Source organism: Thiocystis violascens DSM 198 (assembly GCF_000227745.2).
In the GTDB taxonomy this organism is placed as follows: Bacteria; Pseudomonadota; Gammaproteobacteria; order Chromatiales; family Chromatiaceae; genus Chromatium; species Chromatium violascens.
Genome location: NC_018012.1, coordinates 903,271 through 924,859 on the forward strand (window position 1 = coordinate 903,271; position 21,589 = coordinate 924,859).

The window sequence follows — 21,589 nt, forward strand, 5'->3', positions numbered from 1 at the left end:
AGTGTCCCCGATGGACTCCCGGAAATGTCAAACTGCTACTGTCACCCCGGCAAAGCCGGGGGATTTCTCATTTTATTAACGATGTAGGGCGAACTCCGCGCGGGATCGCCGTGTACCCGATACGTCAGATGGGCGGCGAGCTGTTCCAGAAACTGGCGCTTCAATTCCGCAACCCACGTCAGATCGGTCTGCCGACGGCGAGCCGCCAATGTCAGTGCGCGACTCAGGCCGATGATCTGATGCGTCGGGAGTGTGCCGGGGCGCAGGCCGAATTCCTGCCCGCCGCCATACATCAGGGGTTGTAGCCGGAGCTGACGACGGTTACGGACGATCAGACAACCGATCCCCTTGGGTCCGTGGAATTTATGGGCCGAGAGTGCGAGCAGATCGATGGGAGTCTTATCAAGATCGATGGCGAATTTTCCGGCGGATTGCGCGGCGTCGACATGCAGCAGCACGCCGACCTCGGACGCCAGCGCCGCGATCTCCTCGATGGGCTGCAGGACGCCGGTTTCGTTGTTGATGTGCTGGATGGAGATGAGCAGGGTGTCGGGCCGCACAACCTGCCGCACCGTCTCGGGTTCGATCCAGCCGGCGCGGTTGGGCGGAAGACGGGTGATCTCGAAGCCGTCGCATTCGAGGGCGGCGCAGCAGGCCAGGACGGATTTGTGCTCGATGGCCGAGGTTATCAAATGCCGGCCCTGGTCGGCATGGGCGCGCGCCACGCCCTGCAGGGCCAGATTGTTGGCTTCGGTGGCGCCGGAGGTAAATATCACCTCGTCGGGTTCGCAGCCGAGTTCGGCGGCGATCTCGGCGCGGGCGGCGGACACGACCGCAGCGGCGGCCTGTCCGGGCCTGTGAGCCGTTGACGAGGGATTTGCGTCAACGCCCTGCAGGTACTCGACCATGCGCGCCAGCACCTCCGGCGCGATGGGCGTGCTGGCGGCGGTATCGAAATACAGTGGGTTAGGGGGAACGTTCAAGGCCACTCCTCCCGCATGAAAAATGCTTGGCATGGCCTGAATCCGGTTCCTGCCTTTTGCATCACGACGTACTTTCTCCGTAAACGACGTAGTCTCCATTGCTACCCGATGGCGGCGATGGTTTCCGGCGGAAGCATCTGATGGTACTTTCTCCGTAAACGACGTAGTCTCCATTGCTACCCTACCCTTTCGGCGCGGGAAATTTGATCGATCGCCACGCCATGGCGCGGATCAGGATAACACCTTGGGGAGCGAGTTCGACAGTGTTTCGAGCCGCGAGTGTTTCAGTTTCGCTCCCTGCGAGGGGCGAACAGGCTTGTCGAAGGGGCAAGGGGTTGAGGAGGGATAAGGAGCAAGGGACAAGGGATGGGCCGGAGGATTTCCCGTTCGTCCTGAGGCTCTCGAAGCCTGTCATGAGCCTAGTCGAATGAGATGGACGGGAAATCCGGAACTCGGCGCGTGAAGCCGTTCATGGTTCGAGTGCCTCACCACGAACGGCTTCAGGAAGGGCGAGTGCCTCACCACGAACGGCTTCAGGAAGGGCGAGTGCCTCACCACGAACGGCTTCAGGAAAGGACGAAAGGCTCAACACGAACGTCTTCAACCCAAAAAAGAAAACGCCCGCCAACCGTGCCAGGTCGCGTTTCACCTCATCCGAAAAACACGCTCTACCACCATGCCGGAAGCGCACGCGCCCCACGCGCGCGGAGAGCGTCGATCTCGCCTGGGCGTTTCTGGATCGGGCGCTCGCACAGGGGCGCGGTCTCGGTCGATACGTCGATGGCGCACTGAGGACCGGCGGGAGGAAGAAAGAGGTCCAGACCCATCGGCGGCAGACCGAGCATGGCTAAGGTGACGCCGTCGAGCACACCCTGCGTTTTGCGCAGGCCATTGCGCCACTGAAAGGCGTCGAGCGCCGCCTCCGTTGCCTGGCCCGGAAAGCCCGTGAACGGGACTGTCTGATGGCTCACATGCTTTTTGCGCTTCTTGTCGCGCCAGACGACTTTCCGGGTCAGCGGCTTGAGCAGTCCCTGCTCGGCGAGCGTGGTTTGCAGGATCGCAATGCGCGGGGCGGCGGTCTTGCGCCACCCGGTCGGCATCTCTCGGAGACGGTTCAGGTCGGCGGCGTCGTTCAGCGCCGCCTGTTGACCGGCCTGCAAGGCGGCGTATCGGGCAAGGCGCTGCTCGTAGATTTCCAGTGCGATCCGCTCGGCGGGCATCAGACGGTTGCGATGCGCCGGGTCGTCCGGCTCCTGCTTGCCGACCCGCGCGCGGAACGCACGCAGCGCCCGCTCTACCTCGAAAGGAGTGGCGCCAAGATCGGGTCCGTTCGGGGGCAGCAGCGTCAGGTGACGCAGCGCGGACACCGCCTCCGGCGGCAGCGTCTCCAGCGGCTGGTCCTCACCCTGGTTCAGCAGAGCGGCGAGGCGGCGCTTGTACTGCCGGGTTTCCGCCGGATCGAGCGGGCCGAGCGCCAGTGCCTCGGGGAGTAAGAGGTCGCCACTGATCGCGTGGTAAAACGCGGCGGCCGGCGACGTCTGCTCGGGGTCGAAGGTCCGTTCCGGCAGATCGCCTCCCGGCAGCGCGAAACCGACGCCGTATTTGGCCCGCACCAGCGCTGGCTGGTCTTTGGCCCGGACACGACGGGCCAGATGCTCCATGAACTCGGCCCAGGTATAGGGCTGGCTCTGGCCCTTGCCGTCGCGGTAGAACATTCCAAGATTGCCGGTCACGACGGGAGAGTCGGCGGGCAATCCCCACTGCGACGACACCGGCGGTGGCATCTCGGGTTCCACGGGCTCCACGGGGAACCAGATCGCGGGTTCGATGGAGGGCCGCGGGACTCCCAAAGGGTCCGCGTTCCGTTCGCGCACCGTCACCGAAGGGCCGTATTCGGGTCGCTGCAATGGTGCGTCGAATCGCCACTGGGGCAACGGGCGCGATGGTGCCAGTGGAGCGAAGTCCGCTTGCAGACTGGGTTCGGCAGCCGCCAGCGACCTGGCCCGGAGAATCGCCGCGGCAATCAGCTCAGGCTCGCGGGCGTCGGTCGTGACCAGCGCTGGCGGAGTATCGACCAGCGGAGTCGGCTCCTCGACCGGTTTCACGCACAGGGTATCGCGTGCATCCCCTCGTGCCAGTGCCAACACCCGCCGCCCCTCTCCGGCCCCGAGAAAGTGATAGAGATAGTCTTCTTCCGGGGTGGTGGCCCCCGAGTCCAGGCTCAAATAGTATTTCGCGAAGGCCAGCACCGCGAAATTGTGACGCAGGAGTTGGAGTTCCTCGTCGTTCGCGCCGCGCCGACCGTCCACGGTTTCCTGAATCAAACGGCGCACCTGCTCATCGGAGAAAGGGCCATCCCCCAGATCCAGACGCTCGCGGCCGGTCGTCGTCTCGGCCTCGCTCGCGGTCAGCAGTCGCGCGCCGAACCGCTGGACGATACGATGGAAGGTGCCGGGCATGAACTGCCAGACTCCGGTCGCCGCCCCCAGAGTACCGTTGCGCAAGGGGGGGCGGATGTAATCGTTCCAGGTGTGGGCGCTTTCGTGCTCTCCGGTGGCGAGCGCCTGCCCCAGGCTGGCCCCGGTGCGCTCGCAGACTTCCAGCAGAATGAGCATCTGGCGGGGCGTAATGTCCTGCGCGCGGTCATGGTTGCGGGATTGGCTCGCGGAGAGATTCCGATAGGCCGCCAGCGCGTCCTCGAACGGACGTTCGTCCACCGGAGGCGCGACGGTGGGCACTGGTGGCGGATCGTCCGCCCACGCCCCGGCCGTCGCAAGGAGGCAAACCGCGACCCCGACACAGCCGTCGAAGTATCGTTTCCGTGTCATCGTCTCTGACCCCTGAAATTCCGCGTCGCCATTCTCGGTTTGAGCCTGATCGTTTCGCCTTCTCTGCCGAGAAATCAGGGCAAAGGTGGCATAAAGGCGTTCGGAGTGAGTTTGAAGGCGTTCGGGGTGGGTCATGAGCAGATTCAGGCCCGGGGCCGAAGGATTTCCCGTTCGTCCTTCGATAAACTCAGGACGAACGGGAAATCCTTCGGCCCCCCTTGCCCCTTGCCCCTTGCCCCTTTTGCCCCTTGCCCCTTGCTACCCCCGCCGCGCCCAAGCAACAATGCCGTTCGCGTCCAGTGCGCCAGCCTGACGCGCGACCTCGGCGCCGCCGCGGAACAGGGCCAGGGTCGGAATGCTGCGAATCCCCAGCCGCGCCGACAGACTTTGAGCCTCCTCGGTGTTGATCTTGATCAGCCGCATCGCCGGCTCCAGTTTGGCGGCGGCGGACTCGAAGGCCGGCGCCATCATGCGGCAGGGGCCACACCAGGGCGCCCAGAAATCGACCAGCAACGGAAGATCGCTGCGCGCGAGATGACGGGCGAAGCGGGCCTCGTCGAGCGCCAGCGGTTTTCCAGTGAACAACGGCCCATGGCACTTGCCGCACTTGGCGCCCGCACCCAGACGATGGCTGGCAACCCGGTTGACCGCATCGCAGGCGGGACAAACAACATGCACATCATCGGACATCACGAAAATTCCCCGGCGCCATGCCAACGCTCGCTGAAATCGCGCGGCATTGGCGAAGAAAAACTTGAATCGACTTGACTCGATGGCTATTTTCGGTCGACGTATCCGCTTTCCAAGCATCGAAGTTTCTCAATCATGACTCAATCCGCCTTTGTTGTGACCGTCACCGCGCAAAATTTTCAGTCCGTCGTCCTCGACGGCTCGTTCGAGCGCCCGGTGCTGGTCGATTTCTGGGCCGACTGGTGCGCGCCCTGCCGCATGCTGATGCCCATGCTCGCCAAGCTGGCCGAGGAGTATGGCGGCCGGTTTCTCCTGGCGAAGGTCAATACCGAGGAAGAACAGGCGCTGGCGGCCCAATTCGGCATCCGTAGCCTGCCGACGGTGCAGTTGTTCCAGTCCGGACGCGCGGTGGATCAGTTCATGGGCGCCCTGCCGGAGTCGCAGGTCCGTGAGTTTCTCGACCGTCACCTCCCGCAGGCGTCGAATGGATTGTTGACGTTGGCACTGGATCGGATGGCCGTCGGCGAATTCGCCGAGGCTCGCTCGCTGATCGAGGAAGCCCGCGCCGAGGATCCCAATAATCTCCGTCTTCCGCTCGCCGAGTTACAGCTCGCCGTCGCGCAGGGCGAGATTGCGAAGGCCCGAACCCTGCTCGCCGGACTTCCGATCGAGTTGGCCAATGATCCGGAGGCGCTCGCGCTGCGTGGACAATTGCGGTTTGTCGACGCCCTCGAAAACGCCCCGCCCGAGGCGGAGCTGACGGCCCGACTCACCACCGATCCCAAAGATAGCGAAGCCCGTTATCAGCTCGCCGCCCATCAGGTGCTGCGCGGCGACTATGCGGGCGCGCTCGAACATCTGCTGGAATTGATGAAGCGCGACCGCGCCTTCGAGGATGACGCCGGGCGCCGGGGCATGCTGGCGGTGTTCGATCTGCTTGGCGGCAGCGGCGATCTGGTTGCCCGGTATCGGGCCAGGATGATGAATATCCTCTATTAAACCGCGCCCAGCGGGGCAAGCACTGTTTTTGGATTGGAACAACCTCGGCAGCCTCTGCGACTGACGGAGGGGGCGCGGTTTAAGCGATTTCAGTTCTCCCGAATTTCAAAAAAGTGGTCCGACATGCCCATGCCATTGCACGAATCGGATTTCTATACCTGGACGCGCCGGCAGGCCGAGTTGCTCCGAGCCGGTCAGTTCGGCGAATTGGATACCGCCAACCTGATTGGAGAACTCGACAGCATGGGGGCAAGGGAGCGGCGCGAACTCGTCAACCGGCTGGCGGTGCTGTTAGCGCATCTGCTGAAGTGGCGTTATCAACCGGAACGACAGGGAAACAGTTGGCGGCGAACCATCCGAATCCAGCGCATCGAAGTGGCCGACCTGCTCGGCGATAACCCCGGACTCAAGCCTGAATTGGCGGAGTTGTGCGTCAGGGCGTATGCCAAGGCGCGCATTCTGGCCACCGACGAGACGCGATTCGATGAGTCGACGTTTCCGTCGGAGGCCCCCTTCACGCTGGAAGAAACCCTGGATCCGGCATTTTTCCCGACAGAGTAACCGCGTCCAGCGATGCGGATTTCTCGCGGAAAGTCCCCCGCCAACGCAGTTCGCCCATCGTTTCGACGCCCGCGTCCCGCTCCCGGCAATGGCAGACATCGGCGATGGCGATCAGTGTATCGCCGTCGAACACCAGCGGGATGTAGGGTCGCCACCAGACCGGAATGCCGAGCGTCTGATACAGCTTTTTTAACGAACGGGTATGACTGTCGGCGGGTCTCCGGCAGTTCAATCCGGTCAGACCGAAGCGTACCTTGAGCGTCTTTTGCCCGGTCTCGTCGCCTTTTATGACCGAGAGACGATCACCTTTGGCCGTTGGATGCCATTCCAGCCGGCCCAGACCGGACGGCAGTTCCAGGGTCGTCATTTCCTCGCCGACGGACCAGTTGATGGCGCTGGCCGGTGACGGCGGAGCGGGCAGCGGCGGCAGGGCGAACAGATCCCGGCGGTAACGTCGGATCTCGCAGCCGGACCAGGCGACCAGCGGATTGGCGTCCGCGCGGGCCGTCAGGATTTCATCCAGGATGCGCCGAAGGTGCCGGGTGTCCGGCACGACGAAGCCACGACGCCTGAGCCACAGCCGCAGGACCGACTTCTGAAGCACGCGGTCGATGCGCACAAGGCCGGGGATGTCGAGCGTGCCGGGATGCGCGCCGCCGAGACCGTCCAGAGTTTGGGCGGCGAGTCGGTCGGTTAGTTCGGCCGCCTCGGCGCAATGGCTGGCGCTGCGCGAGAGCGTCGTCGCGAGCGCCGGCCAGCGTTCGCGCAGGACGGGCAGTACCCGATGCCGGAGATAGTTGCGATCCAGCGACGTCACCCGATTGCTGGGGTCGTCGATCCAGTCGAGCCCCTGAGTTTGGGCATAGGCGGTCAGCGTCTCCCGCGTCGTATCGAGCAGCGGACGGATCAGACGGCCGGGGCCGCAGGGCATCTCGAAGGGCATGGCGGCCAGACCCTGAACGCCACTCCCGCGCAACAGCGCAAGCAGCAGGGTCTCGGCCTGGTCGTCACGGTTGTGGGCGGCCAGCAGCAGATCGCCGGGGCCAAGCAGGCTGGAGAAGGCCCGATAGCGCGCCTCGCGGGCAACGGCCTCGATGCTCTCGCCGGGATGGGGTTGCAGATGCAGACATCGAATGGTGAGAGGGATGACCAGGGCATCGCATTGGGATTGACAGTGGGCGGCCCAGGTGGCCGAGTCCGGATGGAGTCCGTGATCGAGATGGACGGCCTGCAACGCGCCGGGCAGACGCTCGCGAACGCTGGCGGCAGCGGACAGGAGTACGCTGGAATCCAGGCCGCCGCTGAAGCCGATCCAGCAGCGAGAGACGTTTTGGAAGCGGGCGAGCAACGCCGCCAGGTTGCCTGGATCGAAGGGGGTCATACGGTTGGCTGTTGGCAGTGGTTGAAACGGCGACGGCGAGGTGCCGGCGCATAGCGCGGACGCCCGAAACCTTACCACTCCTTCGGCGTGAAACGGTCGTCGTTGCGGATGAGGATGGCGTCCCCGCTTTGGGTCAGCACGAAAAGGCTCTGGCGGTAGGCAAAACGCGCCACTTCATCGGGCAGCACCATCGCCGCGACCGCACCCATCAGCCGATAGCCGGCGTACTGCGGAAACAGACGCTCGGTTTCCTGAAACATCCGCTTCGTCTCCCGGGATATCCGTTGGGTCTCTTTCTGCGCTTCCGCAACCTCCCGAAACAACTCCAGGATCTCTTCGTGACTGATCGCCATGCCGTTACCTCGTGAGGTCTGGCAAACCGAGCATCTGTGGACAACGTCCCGTCATGCCTCCTTGAACCGTCCGTACCCCATTAGCCGCTTGTAGCGTGCCGCGATCAGCGTCTCTGGCGGGATTCCGGTGAGCGCGTCCAGGCGTTCCACCAGCACAGCCTTGAGCGATTTGGCGACCGCGTCCGGGTCGCGGTGGGCGCCGCCGAGCGGTTCCTTGATGACCTGGTCGACCAGCCCCTGTTCCAGCAGCTTGTCGGAGGTGATCGCCATCGCCTCGGCGGCGAGTTGAGCCTTGTCGGCGCTCTTCCAGAGGATGGATGCACAGCCCTCGGGAGAGATCACCGAATAGGTGCTGAACTGCAACATCCCCAGCCAGTCGCCCACACCGATCGCGAGCGCGCCGCCCGAACCGCCCTCCCCCACTACGGTACAGAGGATCGGGGTGCGCAGCCGCGACATCTCGCGCAGGTTACGGGCGATCGCCTCGCTCTGACCCCGTTCTTCCGCGCCGACGCCTGGATAGGCGCCGGGGGTGTCGATGAAGGTGAGGATCGGCAGCCCGAACCGCTCGGCCATCTCCATCAGACGCAACGCCTTGCGATAACCCTCGGGGCGCGGCATGCCGAAGTTGCGCAGGATCTTTTCCTTGGTATCCCGGCCCTTTTGATGTCCGATGACCATGACCGGCCGACCGTCGATCCGCGCGAGTCCGCCGACGATCGCGCGGTCGTCGGCAAAGGCCCGATCGCCGTGGAGTTCATGGAAGTCGTCGAACAGCCGTCGCGCGTAGTCGAGCAGATAGGGCCGCTGCGGGTGGCGCGATAACTGCGAGATCTGCCAGGGGGTCAGCGCGGAGAAGATTGATTCGGTGAGCGCCACGCATTTGGTATGGAGTCTCTCGATCTCTTCCTGGATGTTGAGTTCGTTATCGTGGCCCACCAGACGCAACTCTTCGATCTTCGCCTCAAGCTCGGCAATGGGTTGTTCAAAATCGAGAAAATTCAAATTCAGGTCCATAACCCTTACATCGTTGTTGTTTTATGGCTGCAATGAGCCTGAAATCAAGCATCGCCGCGCGTTAGCGCGGTTTATCTCCCTCAAGCAGCGCCTTGAGGCGCGCAAGCTCGGTCTCCGCGCGCTCGGCACGCTCTCTTTCGGTCCTGGCCAGAACCTGTTGCGCTTGGGCGAAGCGACGTTGTTTCTCGGCCAGTCGCATCTGTTCTTGCGCCAGTTGCGTTTGGGTTTCGGCACGCTGGCGCGCGTCCTCGGCGGCATTCCAGGCCGCCTCGGCATGGGTTGGCAACGGTACGCCATCGGGCGTCGCCCAGCGCAGCCAGGTGCCCTCGATGCCAAGATAGTCGCCCTGCCACAGAACCAGCGTCAGACCCAGCAGCGGGCTATGGAGACGACCCTGCCCATCGCGCTCGATCGGCTGGTAGACGCCATCGGTCAGTTGAAACCCGGCGCGGTCTTCCGGATTGAAGGGATCGAACCAGAAATACTCGGGCACCCGCATCCGGTCCTGATAGATCTCTTTCTTCTCGCCTTTATCGCTGGCCGCCGTGCTCCGCGAAAGCAATTCGATGACCACGTCCGGCGCCTTGCCCTGCTCCCACACCACCCAACTCTTACGTTCGCCGCGCGGCACGCCGAGGACGACAAAGACATCCGGCCCACGAAAATGCCGACCCCGCGTCTGCTCCAGGCTGAAATAGACGAACATGTTGCCGTTCGTGTAGCCCTCGCCCTTTTCCTGCAACCAGAGATCGAGCGCATCGATCAGGAGATCCATCTGCCACTTGTGCCGTTGCGTCTCCATGGGTTCTCCATCGTCGCAAGGGAGTTCATCCTGTGTGGGCGGAACCGGCGGCATCCCCTCCGGCGGATCGCCCGCCGGCCAGTCGGGATCTGAAAACAGCGGTTGGGCCATCGACATGGGCGCTTTCCTCAAGTGGCTTGCGGTGCGTCGGCGAAGCTCGGCGAACGCTGCAATCTAGCGCAGCCCAAGCTTCGAGTACAGTTCGACGCAACCCGCGAAGGGCGAGCGCCGCCTGGAATCGGAGTCCGCGTCAACCCGTCAAGCGTGTCCACCAGACAGTCGCCTGGATACGAACCTGCTCGACGGCATCCTGGATCATACCTGGCACGGCGTCCAGATCCACGGGCATTTCCAGACTGAACCTCCCCGACCAGGAATCGGCCGGTGGCGCCAGCCATGCCAGCGCCAGGACCGTTGCCAGCATCGCCAGGCTGCTCCAGGGATTGTTGAAACTGAAAGGCTTGAGCGCCGTCCCGAAGGAGCGTTTCAGTCGGGCGTTGAAAAGATCGACACTGTAGATCTCGTCCAGGCTCAAATGGGTCAGATAGCCGATGCCCGCCATCAGACCCGCAAGCCAGGCCGGCTCGGGCGGCAGTCGCCACAGCCAGGAGGCGATGTTGACGGTCGCGAGCGTCACGGCCGCGATCGCGAGCCAGGAATGCCAGATGCCGCGGTGCACCGTGAGGCGGGAGAAAATCTCGAAGAACCCGTAGCGCACGCACAGATACACCCCACCCCAGATCAGGGTCAGCTCCAGCGGCGGAAAGCGCTCGATCAGGGGCAATGTCATGACGAATGCCAACCCCGCGCCGAGCACGCTAAAGAGTGCATTGACCGGCTTGGAGCGATCCGAGTCGATATCCGGCAGCATGCCGCCGAGGACGCCGAGCACGAAATACGGCAGCGCCTGATCGCCCTGGATCAGACCGGCCGTGTGCAAGCCAAGCGTGACAGCGGCACTCACGACGATGCAGACATTCAGATGTGTTTGGAAATTGGCCATGCTGAAAATTCAGAGTTGAGTAGCGGGGGCGGTTTTCAGATGTCAGGTGTCGGCATTCGTTCGGGCGCGGGCATAGAGCAGTTTAACCTGTTCGCGTTTGACGGACGTGTTTGCAGTCGCGGGATCGCAAACCGTGACTTGCCGCGAACATCGCCTCCAGTTGGACCGTCAGGAATTCGGAAGACTCGGTATCTGCCAACTGCCGACTGAAACCCGCTTTCTAGGACGAACGGCGATTTGCGCGGATAATACAGCGCCAACTCCTTACCCTGAGGTTCAGTTTCATGCCCCGGCCATCCTTGACCATCGCACTCGTTCAGCAGTCCGACCAGGGCAGCACCGCGGCGAACCTGGACGATTGCGAAACCTCCATCCGCACGGCGGCGATTCGCGGCTGCGGGCTGATTCTGCTCCAGGAACTCCATAACGATCCCTATTTCTGCCAGACCGAGGATCCTGCGGTCTTCGATCTTGCCGAGCCGATCCCCGGCCCGACCACCGAGCGCCTGAGCGCGCTGGCACGCGAACTGGAACTGGTGATCGTCGGCTCGCTGTTCGAGCGCCGCGCCCCTGGGCTCTATCACAACACGGCGGTCGTGCTGGACTCGGACGGTTCGCTGGCGGGTATCTATCGTAAGATGCACATCCCCGACGATCCGGGCTATTACGAAAAATACTATTTCACGCCGGGCGATCTGGGTTTCAATCCGGTGGATACCGCCGTCGGGCGCCTGGGCGTGCTGGTGTGCTGGGATCAGTGGTTTCCGGAGGCGGCCCGCGCCATGGCGTTGTCCGGCGCGCAACTGCTGCTCTATCCCACCGCGATCGGCTGGGATCCGAACGATCCGCCAGCGGAACAGGCCCGTCAGCTCGATGCCTGGATGACGATCCAGCGCAGCCACGCGATCGCCAACGGTCTCCCGGTCGCGGCCTGCAATCGGGTCGGCTTCGAGCCCGATCCCAGCGGCGTCAGCGCCGGCGCCCGCTTCTGGGGCCATTCGTTCGTCTGCGGACCCCAGGGCGAAATTCTTGCGCAAGCCGACGATCAGGCGCCCAAGCTGCTGATCGTCAAGGTCGATCTGTCGCGCACCGAACAGGTCCGGCGCGTCTGGCCCTTTTTGCGCGATCGGCGCATCGACGCCTATACCGATCTGAACCTGCGTTACCGCGATTGAGAATCCCGATAGGATTCTCAATGGGGTTTTTTATTGGGGTTCGATCCCACGTTTCACTCTCCAGTCTTCACAAAAACGACCGTCCCGGAGGACAGCCATGAGCAGCACCACGACCGCCACCGACGAGGCACGACTTCAGATGCGCTCCATCATTCAGCGCATCGCGACCGGCCCCGAGCTGTCCAAGGACATCTCGATGGAAGAGGCGCGCATCGGCATGCGCGCGATCCTCGACAATGCGGTCGATCCGGTCCAGGCCGGCATCTTCTTCATCGCGCTTCGCATGAAGCGCGAGACCGACGAGGAGTTTAAAGGCATTCTGGACGCGATCCGCGAGGTGACGGGCCATGTGGTGGCGGATGTCGACGATGTCGTCGATATCGCCGACCCTTACGATGGCTACAATCGCTGTCTGCCCGCCGCGCCCTTCCTGATGCCGCTGCTCGCCGAATACGGCGTGGCGGCGATCAGTCAGGGCGCGCATGCCGTGGGGCCGAAATTCGGCGTCACCCATCGTCATGTGCTGGAGGCCGCCGGCGCGCCGGTGGATCTGACCCCGGTGGAAGCCGCCGACCGTCTGGCCGATCCGACGCTCGGTTGGAGCTATGTCGATCAGCGCGCCTTCTGCGCCCCGCTGCACAATCTGGTCGACCTGCGCTCGGCCATCGTCAAGCGGCAGGCGGTGACGACGGTGGAGGTCATGGCCCGACCGATTCACGGTCGCAAACATACGCATCTGGTCACGGGCTATGTCCATAAGCCCTATCCGCGCATCTATGCCCTGCTTGCCCGTCATGCCGGATTCGACTCCGCCCTGCTGGTGCGCGGCGTCGAGGGCGGCGTGATTCCCTCGCTGCGACAGAAAGGCACCAGCTTCAATTATCAGCATCACTCCGAGGAGCAATCCTTCGAGATCGATCCCACCGAACTCGGGATCGCGCAATCGGTCCGCGCCGTTCCGCTGCCCGAGAATCTGCCGCAGACGACCCGCCCTGGCGACGAAATCGCCGTCGCCGTGGATGTCCCGGCGACAGCCAGCGCCGCCGCCGAGGCGGGCATGGCCGCGCTGAATGGCGTCCAAGGGCCGACCTACGACAGCCTCGTGTTCGCCGGCTCGGTTATCCTCTGGCATCTTGGACGCGAGGCGTCGCTCGCGGTCGCCGCCGACCGGCTGCGCGACATTCTGGACTCCGGCAAGGCCGCGCAACGGGTGCGTTGATCATGGACCAGCCATTCGTTGCCGTCGCCGCTACGGACGCCATTCCGCCCGGAAAATTCATCAAAGTCGTGATCGAGGACCGACCCTACCTTGTCGCCAATGTGGACGGACACTTTTATGCCGTCGAGGACCGTTGTAGCCATGAGGACTATCCGCTGTCCTATGGCTGTCTGGACGGCGACCGGATCAAGTGTTCGCTGCACGGGAGCCGTTTCAGCCTGGCGACCGGCGCGCCGCTCGACGAGCCCGCGGACGAACCGATCCGCACCTATCGATTGGCGGTCGACGAGGGGCGGGTGTGGCTCGATCCATCGAGTCCGGCGGAGATTGGATGATTGGCGGATCTTGACTACAGTTAAATCAGGAGTTTCCCGTCGAACGGCGGGCGCCGTTCGCATGCGGAGACCCTCGTGAGTCGACAGCGGGAGGTTTCCTATGAAGACCTGGATGCTCGTGGCAAGCGATGCGCGCGCGCGACTGTTCGAGGTTGCCAACCGGAACGCACCCCTGAATGAGGTGCTGGATCTGGTGAACCCTGAAAACCGGCTGCAAGGCAAGGATCTCAAGACCGACAAGCCTGGGCGGGCGTTCGACTCGCTGGGCGGTCAGCGTCACGCCACCCAGACGCCGGTGGATCCGAAGGAGCAAAGTTCCATCCGCTTTGCCAGACGGGTGGTCGACGAGTTGGAGTCGGGCCTGCACGAGCACCGCTTCGAGGCGCTGAACGTGGTGGCCTCGCCGCATTTTCTCGGTCTGCTACGTGAGCGGATGAGCGACGCGCTGGGACGCGCGGTGAAGAAAGAGGTCACGAAGGATCTCACCCGCGAGGATGCGGCTGCGCTGAAGGCGCATGTCGCACAACTGTTCTAGAGCCTGTTCATCAATTCTCGTTGTGTGGGACGAGCATGGAGATCAAGGGGATCTCCATCCCTTGAGCAGGATGCAAGCCAGTAGGGGCGAATTCATTCGCCCCTACAATGATGCAGCGCAACATCCGTGAGCGTCAATCCCAAGGGGCGATCAGCCCCGCGGGCTGTAGTGGCGCGTGAGCCAGGCGGTCAGTCCTTCCAGACCAGGAAAGAACACCCGTTCGGTGACGTTCGACTGGTCGAGCTTATCGCGGATCTCCCATTTCAACTCGGCGGGGATGACGATTCGCATCCAGATATCCGGATAGTCGGCCAGCCAGCGGTCGATGGCCAGCGTCGGGTCCGAACTCATCGAGAAAAACGCGAACTGATTGACGATGCGGTCGTCGATGGACGGCGGCTCGAAAAACAGCGTGAAGGGCTCGTCGCGGAGCTGATCCAGTTCGGCCAGGGTCTTGACGCTCTCGGAGAGCATCTCGACGGTGAAGACATTGGCGCCTTCGTATTCGAGCCGCGAGCGCAGCAGCTCCGGGGCCATGCGATGGGCGGCGATATAGTTGACGCCCCAGATGGCGCCATCCCGGTCGAACTTGTCGATATTGGACGTGGCGAAGTGCAGCGCGGCGAAGGGCGAATAGGTCCAGTCCAGGAGCCGGGTCGGCAGGCCATAATGCTGGGCGACCGAGAGCCAGTGCCAGACCGAATCCCGCTCCACCACCCGCCGATGGGCATACTTGCGGAAATTGCGCAGCAGGTGCCGTTCGAGTTGGGCGTAGCCGCCGCCGAGGCGCATCAGGGTCGTCTCCAGCGGATAGTTCGCGTCGGACAGACCCCGAAAGGCATAGCGCGAGCGATAACGGCCAATCTCCGGCACCCAGGAATCGGCGAAGAGCACGTCCTGGATTTCGGCCCAGGAAGAGACCCGGATCGGATTCGGCGAAGCGCTCGCTGGCTCGCGAACGGCCGCATCGGCAGGGAGCCCAGCGGAGCGGGTCGACGGATCTTGATAACGCATCGTGGCCTCGTCCAAGGCTGACTGATGGGGAGATCGGATTTGCGGACCAAGATCCGCAAACCTCGGTTTCAGGACGCCTTCCCCGTGCGCTTCTCCAGCATCACCAGCCGGCTGTGCGATTTGCGGTCGTGCCAGGCGAGTCGGTCCCGATCGATCAGACTCCACCAGAAACCAAGACCCGCCGGCAGAAGACTGAGGATGGCCCAGCCGAAACGCTGGAGCGCGCTGCCGAACCCCAGATTGCCGCCATCGTCGCCGATGACCCGGAAGCGCCAGGCGCGCATGCCCAACGTCTGACCGCCACGCATCCAGAAGTAGACGTAGAATGCCGCGACGACGACGAGTAGATAAAGACGCATCAGGGCGAGCGGGAGTGTCGCTTCATACACCTTCGCGCCAACGACGATCTCATAGGGGATGGCGACGATGGCGGTTGCAAGGATCAGAACGCCTAGCAACAGTACGCTATCGTAGAGCATCGCGCCGAGGCGTCGGAAGAGTGAGGGCTGATTGGCAAGGGTGACGTCGAATTCCATGGTTTCTACTGCCGAATGGTTGTTGATCGATAGCTTCGAACGGAAGCCGCTATGTTGAACCGGGTCATTATTAAACCACTTTTGTTTAAGCTTTTGCGACGGCTACCCATGCCATGGATCGCAATTCTGATCGGGCTGGCCGCGGGAATCGCGATCTGGAGCACCCTCGATCAAATCCAGAGCCGTCAGGTCGATAAGATTTTCGACCAGGAATTGCGCGTGCAGCTCGATCTGCGCGCGCGCGAGAGCCTGATTCGCTTCGACCGTCACCTGTCGAGTTATAGCGCCATGACCCGCTTGCTCGCCAATCACCGGCGTCTGTCGGAGTATCTGGAGCCTCTCTTCTGGTCCGAGGACGAAACCGTCAGTCCGGTGGTGTATAAGGAATTCCGCCCGCACTGGCTACCGGATTTTTTCGAGCCCGACGTGCTGAGTCCGCCGAGCCATGTGCTGCTCACGGATTCCCAGGGGCGGGTCAGGGAAATCTTTCAGGCCGGAGAGGTGCCGGCGCCCGGCGGAATCGCGACCCGCGTGAACGCGCGATTCCTCGACCCGAGCACGACACGTTCCGTCATCGAACGTATCGGCAACCAGCTCTACCTGATCAACAGCGACGCGGTCGAGGACGCCGGCGGCTATGGCATGGGCTATCTGGTCGTGCTGGTTCCCATCGACGAGGCCTTTCTGGCCGCCTCGCAGCGCGGGCTGGACGTCGGCCGCGCGGCGGTGGCGCTCGTCGACGGCGACGACCAGCGCATCGTCGCCAGCGTTGATTCGGCGGCCTTGATTCCGGGCAGCCTGCTGAGCGACTGGAACGATACCTCTGTGATCACCTCCCAATCTCTGCCGGAGTACGAGGGTTCCGATTCCAATCTGCTCTTCGCGACCTTCGTCCCGCATACCGTCGTGGAGCGGATGTCGCGTCATGTGCGCATCTTCGAGCGCCGCCAACGCTTTATCGCGGCGGCTGTCTTTGTGATCGTCTTCACCGCCGTCATCTATCTGGTGTCCTCGCGTCTGAATAAAGTGCTCAAGCGCATGACCCGCTTTTCGCAGCGGGCACTCGGCATCGCCGAGCCCGGTTTTCATCGCGGTGGCAACCAACTCCTGCTGCTGGAGGAGTGGATCCAGCATTTCACGCAGCTGGTGCTGACGGCCCGCGAGGAGATGAACCGCAAGCATCAGGCCGCGATGCGCGAGAGCGAGGCACTCAAGGCGGCGATGATGGAGGCGTCGCTGGATGCCATCGTCACGCTGAATCAGGCCGGTCAGATCATCGAATTCAATCCGGCGGCGGAGCGCCTGTTCGGTCTGGGGCGCGGGAAGGCGATCGGCGAGTCCTTCGCGGAGCGATTTTTGCCCGATGTCGCGCGCGCCGCCTTCAAGCGTCTGCTCGATCGTTCCCGCCATCTGCATCGCGAACCCCTGGGGCGCGGCGAGTTGCTGGCACTGGGTTCGGACGGCTCGGAGCTTCCGGTGGAAATCTCCATTGCGCCCATCGAGCTTGAGGCACGGCGGTTCTACACGCTCTACATTCACGACATCAGCAGCCGCAAGCAGGCCGAACAGGAAATCAAAAGCCTGGCCCGTTTCGCGAGCGAAAGCCCAAACCCGATCATGCGCGTGACGGCCGAGGGTCTGATCGTCTATGCCAATCATGCCAGCCGTCCCCTGCTGCTGGCCTGGCGGGCGGAACCGGGCGTCCGCCTGCCCGAGGAATGGTGCGACGTCGTGGCCCTGGCGCTGGGAACCGGTCAACCCCTTGAACGCGAACTCGAGATCTCGGGTCAGGTCTACTCGCTGTTGTTCGCGCCGATCCGCGATCTTGGGTACCTGAACATCTATGCCCGCGACATCACCGCCGTGCGCCGCGCCGAGCAGGAATCCCGTCAGCATCAGGCCGAGTTGGTCCATGTCTGCCGGCTCAGCACCATGGGCGAGGTGGCGACCGGCATGGCCCATGAACTCAACCAGCCGCTCTCGGCCATCGTCAACTATGCTAACGGGTGCAGCCGGCGGCTGCAGGGCGGCTCGGGGCAGACCGCGGAGCTGGTCGGCGCCATGGGTCAGATCACGGCGCAGGCCCAGCGCGCGAGCGAGATCATCAAGCGGCTGCGCGCGTTGGTCGGCAAGCAGCCGCCCAGCCGCATCCAGACGGATCTGAACCATCTGGTGCGAGAGGTCAGCTCCTTCCTCGAATTCGAGACCACTCGGGTCGGCATCCAGATCGAACTCGACCTGGCGCCGGAGCCGATCCCGATCCAGGTCGATCTGGTTCAGGTCGAACAGGTGCTGCTGAATCTGCTCGGCAACGCGCTCGATGCCCTGGAAGACCGGCCGCAAGACCAGCGGCGATTGCACATCCGCACCGGCATCCAGGATGGCGATGCCTGGGCAGTGGTGGAGGATACGGGGCCTGGAATCGCGCCGGAGCGTCTCGCCGGTCTCTTCGATCCGTTCGTGACCACGAAAGAGGGCGGCATGGGAATGGGACTGGCGATCAGCCAAACGATCGTCGAGAATCATGAGGGTCGAATCTGGGCCGAGTCTGAACTGGGACGCGGCGCGGCCTTTCATATGACACTGCCGCTGTCGCTCCCGACCGGGGAGAGCGACGGCGGCCATACCGAACGTCTGGATACCTGAACAACATGACAACCGATGCGACCGTTTTCGTCGTCGACGACGACCAAGCCATGCGAACCTCGCTGCAATGGCTGATCGAATCGACTGGCCTGTCGGTGCAGACGTATGAGTCCGCCGACGTGTTTCTCGCCAGCCATTATCCAGGCCGCCCCGGCTGTCTGCTGCTGGACGTGCGGATGCCCGGCATGAGCGGACTGGAACTGCAAGGCTATCTGATGCGTCAGGGGTATCGACTGCCGGTCATCCTCATCACCGGCCATGGAGACGTGGCGATGGCAGTCAAGGCCATGAAGGCGGGGGCGGTGGATTTCATCGAAAAACCCTTCCACGACGAGGATCTGCTGCGCAGCATCCGCAACGCGCTGGAGTTCGACCAGAAGCATCGGGCCAGCCGCTCCGCGAAGGCCGACATCGCCATGCGTCTGGCCGAGCTGACTCCGCGCGAGCACGAGGTCATGGCCATGGTCACCGACGGAAAATCCAACCGGGAGATTGCGGCGGCGCTCGGGGTCAGTTCCAAAACCGTGGAGGCCCACCGGGCGCGCGTGATGGAAAAGATGCGCGCCGAGTCGCTGGCGGAGCTGGTACGGATGGCCTTGCTGGTCGCGGTCGATTCGCCGCTTTGAGGGGAGTTCATACCCGACCGAAATCCTATTAATAAAATGAGAAATCCCCCGGCTTTGCCGGGGTGACAGTAGCAGTTTGACATTTCCGGGAGTCCATCGGGGACACTCCGCAGCGTGAGCCGCCAAGCACACGACTGAGGAGAGTCCGATGGACGCATTTGAAAGCCTAAGCCACTCCAAGTGGGAGTGTAAATATCCTGTTGTCTTCATTCCGAAGTGCCGTCGCCGCGTGTTGTATGGGCAGTTGCGCACGCATCTTGGGGAGGTCTTCCACAAGCTGGCGAGGCAGCGCGAAAGCGTGATCGAGGAAGGGCATTTGATGGCGGATCATGTGCATATGCTGATTGCGATTCCGCCCAAGTACGCCGTGTCCCAGGTGGTGGGCTACATCAAGGGTAAGAGTGCCATCCACCTGGCGCGGGTCTACGGAGAGCGTCAGCGCAACTTTCGGGGACAGCATTTCTGGGCACGCGGGTATTTTGTGTCGACGGTCGGTCGGGATGAAGCAACGATCCGTGCGTACATTCAGCACCAAGAGCGCGAGGACAAGCGACTCGACCAGCTCAATCTGTGGGACTGATTTGCCGCCTTTAGGCGGCCCAAGAACCGTGGGGCCGCGTTAGCGACCCCTTGCCGCTTTGAGCGGCTCACGAATTCAAAGCCCCCGGCTCTGCCGGGGGATGGTTACTCCTGTCGATGATCGGGCTGATCGCGGGCACAAGGTTTCCTGGAAATCACCTTAAACCGCAAGTTCCCCATCCAGGTAGCGCCATTGCCCCTCGTCACGCACAAACCGACTGCGCTCGCGCAGACGATGGGCGCGGCCCTGAACCTTGTAGCGGGCGACAAACTCGACCGACCCCTGCCCGTCGTTCGGTCCGCCGGCCTCCGTCGACAGAATCTTGAGCCCGATCCACCGGGTCGAGGCGTCGGGGGCGAGATCCCTGGGACAGGTGGCGGGATGCCAGGTCGCGCGCAGATACTCGACGTCATTGCGGACAAAAGCGCTATAGCGCGAGCGCATCAGGGACTCGGCGGTTGGGGGCAGGGTTGCGCCTGCGAGGAAGGGGCCGCAGCACGCCTCGTAGGATTGGCCGGAACCGCAGGGGCAGGCGGTGCTGGACTGGCGCGTCATGGCGCGGCATCCGGCGGCAAAGTCCGGGCGGCCCGCAGGCCATAGCTGTAGGCCCGGAAGGCGGGCGTGTAGTAAAAACGGAACGCGGAACGGCTGCCATAGGGATAGAGATACCAGGCACCGCCACGCTGACCGTATAACGGCGTGCCGTCCTTGGTAGTCTTGCAGTCGGTGGTCCAGGCCGTGCCATCGGTGGGTGCGCCGGTATAGTTCTCGTGATAGCAATCCCGCACCCATTCCAGGACGTTGCCGTGCATGTCGTACAGGCCCCAGGGATTAGCCGGCTTCTGTCCGACCGGATGGGACCGTTCGCCGGACGAAGCGACGTACCAGGCATACCGCCCCAGTTCCTCTTCGCTGTCGCCGAACCAGTAGGCGGTGGTCGTGCCGGCGCGCGCGGCATATTCCCATTCGGCCTCGCTCGGTAGACGGTAACAGTCGCGACAGCCTTCCCGTTCGTTCAGCGCGCGGATGAAGTCCGCTGCGTCGTTCCAGGAGACCTGTTCCACGGGGTTGGTTTGACCTTTGAAGTGGGACGGATTGTCACCCATCACCTGTTCCCACTGCGCCTGAGTGACCTCGGTCTCGCCCAGATAGAAAGGCGTCTCGAACCGCACGGCATGCTGGGGTATCTCGCTACGCCCGCAGGTCGCGGCGTCGGGATCGCAGCCCATTCGGAAGGTGCCAGTTGGGATCAGTCTGAACCGCATGCCGATGTCATTGGTGTAGGTGTCCGGCGCCCCCGCAAGCGCGGACGGGATGGCGGCCAGCAGGACGAAGGCGAGAAGGGTCGTGCGCATGGCGGGCGACTTCCGTGGATCGATCTCGGAGGATGCGGCGCTCACGATCACGCCTCGCGGTCGCCGTCGACCCATTGGCCCGATTCGCGCGGCGGCTTCAGGACGACGCTGCCGAGCGGGACGTTCAGATCGTCGGCAATGACGGGACACTTGGCCTGGAGCAGAAAAAAGACCGGCGCGCGAACCTCGCTCAGGGTCTCGTAATTCGCCTGACCCTTGGCGACGATCAGCGGCGCCCGCGCGAAGCGCTCGCGAAATGCCGGGGAACAGCGATCGAGCAGGGTGCCGGGCGCGTCGGAGCCGCTATCGACGAGCGTGGCGACGGTCTCCAGACCGGCGGCCAGCGCATCCTCCCGCGTGGCATCGTTGATCACCGGTCCGCCCTTGACCGCGTAGGTCACCGGCGGGGCGAGCGTCTCGATCAGGACGCGATCGAAGACGGTCTCGCCAGCATTGTCGGCCAGGTACAGAATCGCATCGGCTGTGCGCAGCGCCTGACGCAGTTGCGCCAGACCGTCGATGGCGAAGGGCTGCGCGAGCACGCGCTCCAGCGTCGGGCGCAGGTCGTAGCCTTCCGCCACGCCGTCGTCGATGATGTTGCCGGCGATGGCGATCCGCACGGCGGTTTCCAGCGGATCGGGCGCGGTGCGCACGCGTTCGCGCAATTCCGGGAGCAGCGCCTGCGCCTGTTCGGTGGCGTCCCGCTTGCTTGCGCGATAGGGATCGGGCGTGTGGGTCCGCTCCCGGACCAGGCGATGGATGCGCTCCGCCATCGCCGGCGGCGTCGCCTCCAGCGGCAGCGCGCGCAGTTGGTCCATGGTCTCCAGCAGAATCTCGCGCTGCTGTTCCGCCGTGGCATGGGCACGGCGGGCCGCGCTCAACGCCTGACGCAGAAAACAGGGATAGCAGTCCAGGTAGGTTTTCATCGCGTTGCTGAGAGGGTGTAGACAA

23 protein-coding genes are annotated in these 21,589 nt (G+C 63.5%); 9 read left to right on the plus strand and 14 right to left on the minus strand.

Going from position 1 to position 21,589, the window contains the following annotated elements:
* Positions 1 to 41: 41 nt before the first annotated feature.
* From THIVI_RS04080 to trxC, 4 genes are all read right to left on the minus strand, one after another.
* A complete protein-coding gene (locus THIVI_RS04080) occupies positions 42 to 983 on the minus strand; it encodes a cysteine desulfurase family protein (protein ID WP_245537373.1) in 942 nt (313 codons plus the stop codon).
* A gap of 469 nt (positions 984 to 1,452) precedes the next feature.
* The gene (locus tag THIVI_RS25040) at positions 1,453 to 1,632 is read right to left on the minus strand and encodes a hypothetical protein (RefSeq protein WP_169315560.1); all 180 of its coding nucleotides are present in this window, start codon (positions 1,630 to 1,632) and stop codon (positions 1,453 to 1,455) included.
* Between the two features lie 19 nt (positions 1,633 to 1,651).
* Positions 1,652 to 3,811: a peptidoglycan-binding domain-containing protein gene (locus tag THIVI_RS04085; protein WP_157174358.1), complete on the minus strand. Its 2,160-nt coding sequence runs from the start codon at positions 3,809 to 3,811 to the stop codon at positions 1,652 to 1,654.
* Between the two features lie 258 nt (positions 3,812 to 4,069).
* Positions 4,070 to 4,501 carry a thioredoxin TrxC gene (trxC, locus tag THIVI_RS04090; RefSeq protein ID WP_014777364.1) on the minus strand — a complete coding sequence of 144 codons (432 nt, stop codon included), beginning with the start codon at positions 4,499 to 4,501 and terminating at the stop codon, positions 4,070 to 4,072.
* 135 nt (positions 4,502 to 4,636) lie between these two features.
* On the opposite strand from trxC, the gene trxA reads away from it, so the two are divergent.
* Both trxA and THIVI_RS04100 read left to right on the plus strand, forming a co-directional pair.
* Positions 4,637 to 5,500: a thioredoxin gene (gene trxA, locus THIVI_RS04095; RefSeq protein WP_014777365.1), complete on the plus strand. Its 864-nt coding sequence runs from the start codon at positions 4,637 to 4,639 to the stop codon at positions 5,498 to 5,500.
* Between the two features lie 129 nt (positions 5,501 to 5,629).
* Positions 5,630 to 6,061: a DUF29 domain-containing protein gene (locus THIVI_RS04100; RefSeq protein ID WP_014777366.1), complete on the plus strand. Its 432-nt coding sequence runs from the start codon at positions 5,630 to 5,632 to the stop codon at positions 6,059 to 6,061.
* Here THIVI_RS04100 and tilS read toward each other — a convergent pair.
* From tilS to THIVI_RS04125, 5 genes are all read right to left on the minus strand, one after another.
* Entirely contained in the window at positions 6,015 to 7,442 is a 1,428-nt protein-coding gene (tilS, locus tag THIVI_RS04105) for a tRNA lysidine(34) synthetase TilS (protein WP_014777367.1), read from the minus strand. The two genes, THIVI_RS04100 and tilS, sit on opposite strands and share 47 nt — an antisense overlap.
* Before the next feature lie 71 nt (positions 7,443 to 7,513).
* Entirely contained in the window at positions 7,514 to 7,795 is a 282-nt protein-coding gene (locus tag THIVI_RS04110) for a hypothetical protein (RefSeq protein ID WP_041446821.1), read from the minus strand.
* Between the two features lie 51 nt (positions 7,796 to 7,846).
* A complete protein-coding gene (locus THIVI_RS04115; protein WP_041447278.1) occupies positions 7,847 to 8,806 on the minus strand; it encodes an acetyl-CoA carboxylase carboxyltransferase subunit alpha in 960 nt (319 codons plus the stop codon).
* Positions 8,807 to 8,873: 67 nt separating this feature from the next.
* Positions 8,874 to 9,731: a Uma2 family endonuclease gene (locus THIVI_RS04120; RefSeq protein ID WP_014777369.1), complete on the minus strand. Its 858-nt coding sequence runs from the start codon at positions 9,729 to 9,731 to the stop codon at positions 8,874 to 8,876.
* 133 nt (positions 9,732 to 9,864) lie between these two features.
* Positions 9,865 to 10,617, minus strand: a complete 753-nt coding sequence (locus tag THIVI_RS04125) for a metal-dependent hydrolase (RefSeq protein WP_014777370.1) — start codon at positions 10,615 to 10,617, stop codon at positions 9,865 to 9,867.
* A gap of 284 nt (positions 10,618 to 10,901) precedes the next feature.
* Between THIVI_RS04125 and THIVI_RS04130 the strand changes: the two genes are divergently transcribed.
* The 4 genes from THIVI_RS04130 (at position 10,902) to THIVI_RS04145 (ending at position 13,881) form a co-directional block, all read left to right on the plus strand.
* Positions 10,902 to 11,792, plus strand: coding sequence for a carbon-nitrogen hydrolase (locus THIVI_RS04130; protein WP_014777371.1), 891 nt, complete (start codon positions 10,902 to 10,904; stop codon positions 11,790 to 11,792).
* A gap of 97 nt (positions 11,793 to 11,889) precedes the next feature.
* On the plus strand, positions 11,890 to 13,011 hold the full coding sequence (locus tag THIVI_RS04135; protein ID WP_014777372.1) for an anthranilate phosphoribosyltransferase: 1,122 nt from the start codon (positions 11,890 to 11,892) through the stop codon (positions 13,009 to 13,011).
* Between the two features lie 2 nt (positions 13,012 to 13,013).
* Positions 13,014 to 13,346, plus strand: a complete 333-nt coding sequence (locus THIVI_RS04140) for a Rieske (2Fe-2S) protein (protein ID WP_014777373.1) — start codon at positions 13,014 to 13,016, stop codon at positions 13,344 to 13,346.
* A gap of 100 nt (positions 13,347 to 13,446) precedes the next feature.
* Positions 13,447 to 13,881, plus strand: coding sequence for a host attachment protein (locus tag THIVI_RS04145; RefSeq protein ID WP_014777374.1), 435 nt, complete (start codon positions 13,447 to 13,449; stop codon positions 13,879 to 13,881).
* Between the two features lie 150 nt (positions 13,882 to 14,031).
* Here THIVI_RS04145 and THIVI_RS04150 read toward each other — a convergent pair whose 3' ends face one another.
* Positions 14,032 to 14,895 carry an FRG domain-containing protein gene (locus tag THIVI_RS04150; protein ID WP_014777375.1) on the minus strand — a complete coding sequence of 288 codons (864 nt, stop codon included), beginning with the start codon at positions 14,893 to 14,895 and terminating at the stop codon, positions 14,032 to 14,034.
* A 68-nt stretch (positions 14,896 to 14,963) separates the two neighbouring features.
* Positions 14,964 to 15,431 (minus strand): RDD family protein, encoded by a 468-nt coding sequence (locus tag THIVI_RS04155; RefSeq protein WP_014777376.1) that lies wholly within the window; start codon positions 15,429 to 15,431, stop codon positions 14,964 to 14,966.
* 108 nt (positions 15,432 to 15,539) lie between these two features.
* Between THIVI_RS04155 and THIVI_RS04160 the strand changes: the two genes are divergently transcribed.
* The 3 genes from THIVI_RS04160 (at position 15,540) to tnpA (ending at position 19,283) form a co-directional block, all read left to right on the plus strand.
* A complete protein-coding gene (locus THIVI_RS04160) occupies positions 15,540 to 18,077 on the plus strand; it encodes an ATP-binding protein (RefSeq protein ID WP_157174359.1) in 2,538 nt (845 codons plus the stop codon).
* A 5-nt stretch (positions 18,078 to 18,082) separates the two neighbouring features.
* Positions 18,083 to 18,703: a response regulator transcription factor gene (locus THIVI_RS04165; RefSeq protein ID WP_014777378.1), complete on the plus strand. Its 621-nt coding sequence runs from the start codon at positions 18,083 to 18,085 to the stop codon at positions 18,701 to 18,703.
* A 148-nt stretch (positions 18,704 to 18,851) separates the two neighbouring features.
* Entirely contained in the window at positions 18,852 to 19,283 is a 432-nt protein-coding gene (gene tnpA / locus THIVI_RS04170) for an IS200/IS605 family transposase (protein WP_014777362.1), read from the plus strand.
* A gap of 159 nt (positions 19,284 to 19,442) precedes the next feature.
* Here the strand turns inward: tnpA and THIVI_RS04175 are convergent, their stop codons facing one another.
* Genes THIVI_RS04175 through THIVI_RS04185 form a run of 3 tightly spaced genes read right to left on the minus strand, consistent with a single transcriptional unit; the run spans position 19,443 to position 21,564 of the window.
* The gene (locus THIVI_RS04175; RefSeq protein ID WP_014777379.1) at positions 19,443 to 19,838 is read right to left on the minus strand and encodes a YchJ family protein; all 396 of its coding nucleotides are present in this window, start codon (positions 19,836 to 19,838) and stop codon (positions 19,443 to 19,445) included.
* Positions 19,835 to 20,638 (minus strand): formylglycine-generating enzyme family protein, encoded by an 804-nt coding sequence (locus tag THIVI_RS04180; protein ID WP_014777380.1) that lies wholly within the window; start codon positions 20,636 to 20,638, stop codon positions 19,835 to 19,837. Before THIVI_RS04180 ends, THIVI_RS04175 begins: the two co-directional genes overlap by 4 nt.
* 47 nt (positions 20,639 to 20,685) lie before the next feature.
* On the minus strand, positions 20,686 to 21,564 hold the full coding sequence (locus THIVI_RS04185; protein ID WP_014777381.1) for a damage-control phosphatase ARMT1 family protein: 879 nt from the start codon (positions 21,562 to 21,564) through the stop codon (positions 20,686 to 20,688).
* Between the last annotated feature and the right edge of the window lie 25 nt (positions 21,565 to 21,589).

Bases quoted from the DNA above. Each gene is read 5' to 3' on its own strand.
- tnpA (WP_014777362.1), top strand. From the start codon at position 18,852: ATGGACGCATTTGAAAGCCTAAGCCACTCCAAGTGGGAGTGTAAATAT.
- trxA (WP_014777365.1), top strand. From the start codon at position 4,637: ATGACTCAATCCGCCTTTGTTGTGACCGTCACCGCGCAAAATTTTCAG.
- THIVI_RS04110 (WP_041446821.1), bottom strand. From the start codon at position 7,795: ATGGCGATCAGTCACGAAGAGATCCTGGAGTTGTTTCGGGAGGTTGCG.
- THIVI_RS04185 (WP_014777381.1), bottom strand. From the start codon at position 21,564: ATGAAAACCTACCTGGACTGCTATCCCTGTTTTCTGCGTCAGGCGTTG.
- THIVI_RS04130 (WP_014777371.1), top strand. From the start codon at position 10,902: ATGCCCCGGCCATCCTTGACCATCGCACTCGTTCAGCAGTCCGACCAG.
- trxC (WP_014777364.1), bottom strand. From the start codon at position 4,501: ATGTCCGATGATGTGCATGTTGTTTGTCCCGCCTGCGATGCGGTCAAC.
- tilS (WP_014777367.1), bottom strand. From the start codon at position 7,442: ATGACCCCCTTCGATCCAGGCAACCTGGCGGCGTTGCTCGCCCGCTTC.
- THIVI_RS04135 (WP_014777372.1), top strand. From the start codon at position 11,890: ATGAGCAGCACCACGACCGCCACCGACGAGGCACGACTTCAGATGCGC.
- THIVI_RS04150 (WP_014777375.1), bottom strand. From the start codon at position 14,895: ATGCGTTATCAAGATCCGTCGACCCGCTCCGCTGGGCTCCCTGCCGAT.
- THIVI_RS04140 (WP_014777373.1), top strand. From the start codon at position 13,014: ATGGACCAGCCATTCGTTGCCGTCGCCGCTACGGACGCCATTCCGCCC.
- THIVI_RS04165 (WP_014777378.1), top strand. From the start codon at position 18,083: ATGACAACCGATGCGACCGTTTTCGTCGTCGACGACGACCAAGCCATG.
- THIVI_RS04155 (WP_014777376.1), bottom strand. From the start codon at position 15,431: ATGGAATTCGACGTCACCCTTGCCAATCAGCCCTCACTCTTCCGACGC.
- THIVI_RS04120 (WP_014777369.1), bottom strand. From the start codon at position 9,731: ATGTCGATGGCCCAACCGCTGTTTTCAGATCCCGACTGGCCGGCGGGC.
- THIVI_RS04145 (WP_014777374.1), top strand. From the start codon at position 13,447: ATGAAGACCTGGATGCTCGTGGCAAGCGATGCGCGCGCGCGACTGTTC.
- THIVI_RS04125 (WP_014777370.1), bottom strand. From the start codon at position 10,617: ATGGCCAATTTCCAAACACATCTGAATGTCTGCATCGTCGTGAGTGCC.
- THIVI_RS04085 (WP_157174358.1), bottom strand. From the start codon at position 3,811: ATGACACGGAAACGATACTTCGACGGCTGTGTCGGGGTCGCGGTTTGC.
- THIVI_RS04160 (WP_157174359.1), top strand. From the start codon at position 15,540: ATGCCATGGATCGCAATTCTGATCGGGCTGGCCGCGGGAATCGCGATC.
- THIVI_RS04175 (WP_014777379.1), bottom strand. From the start codon at position 19,838: ATGACGCGCCAGTCCAGCACCGCCTGCCCCTGCGGTTCCGGCCAATCC.
- THIVI_RS04180 (WP_014777380.1), bottom strand. From the start codon at position 20,638: ATGCGCACGACCCTTCTCGCCTTCGTCCTGCTGGCCGCCATCCCGTCC.
- THIVI_RS04100 (WP_014777366.1), top strand. From the start codon at position 5,630: ATGCCATTGCACGAATCGGATTTCTATACCTGGACGCGCCGGCAGGCC.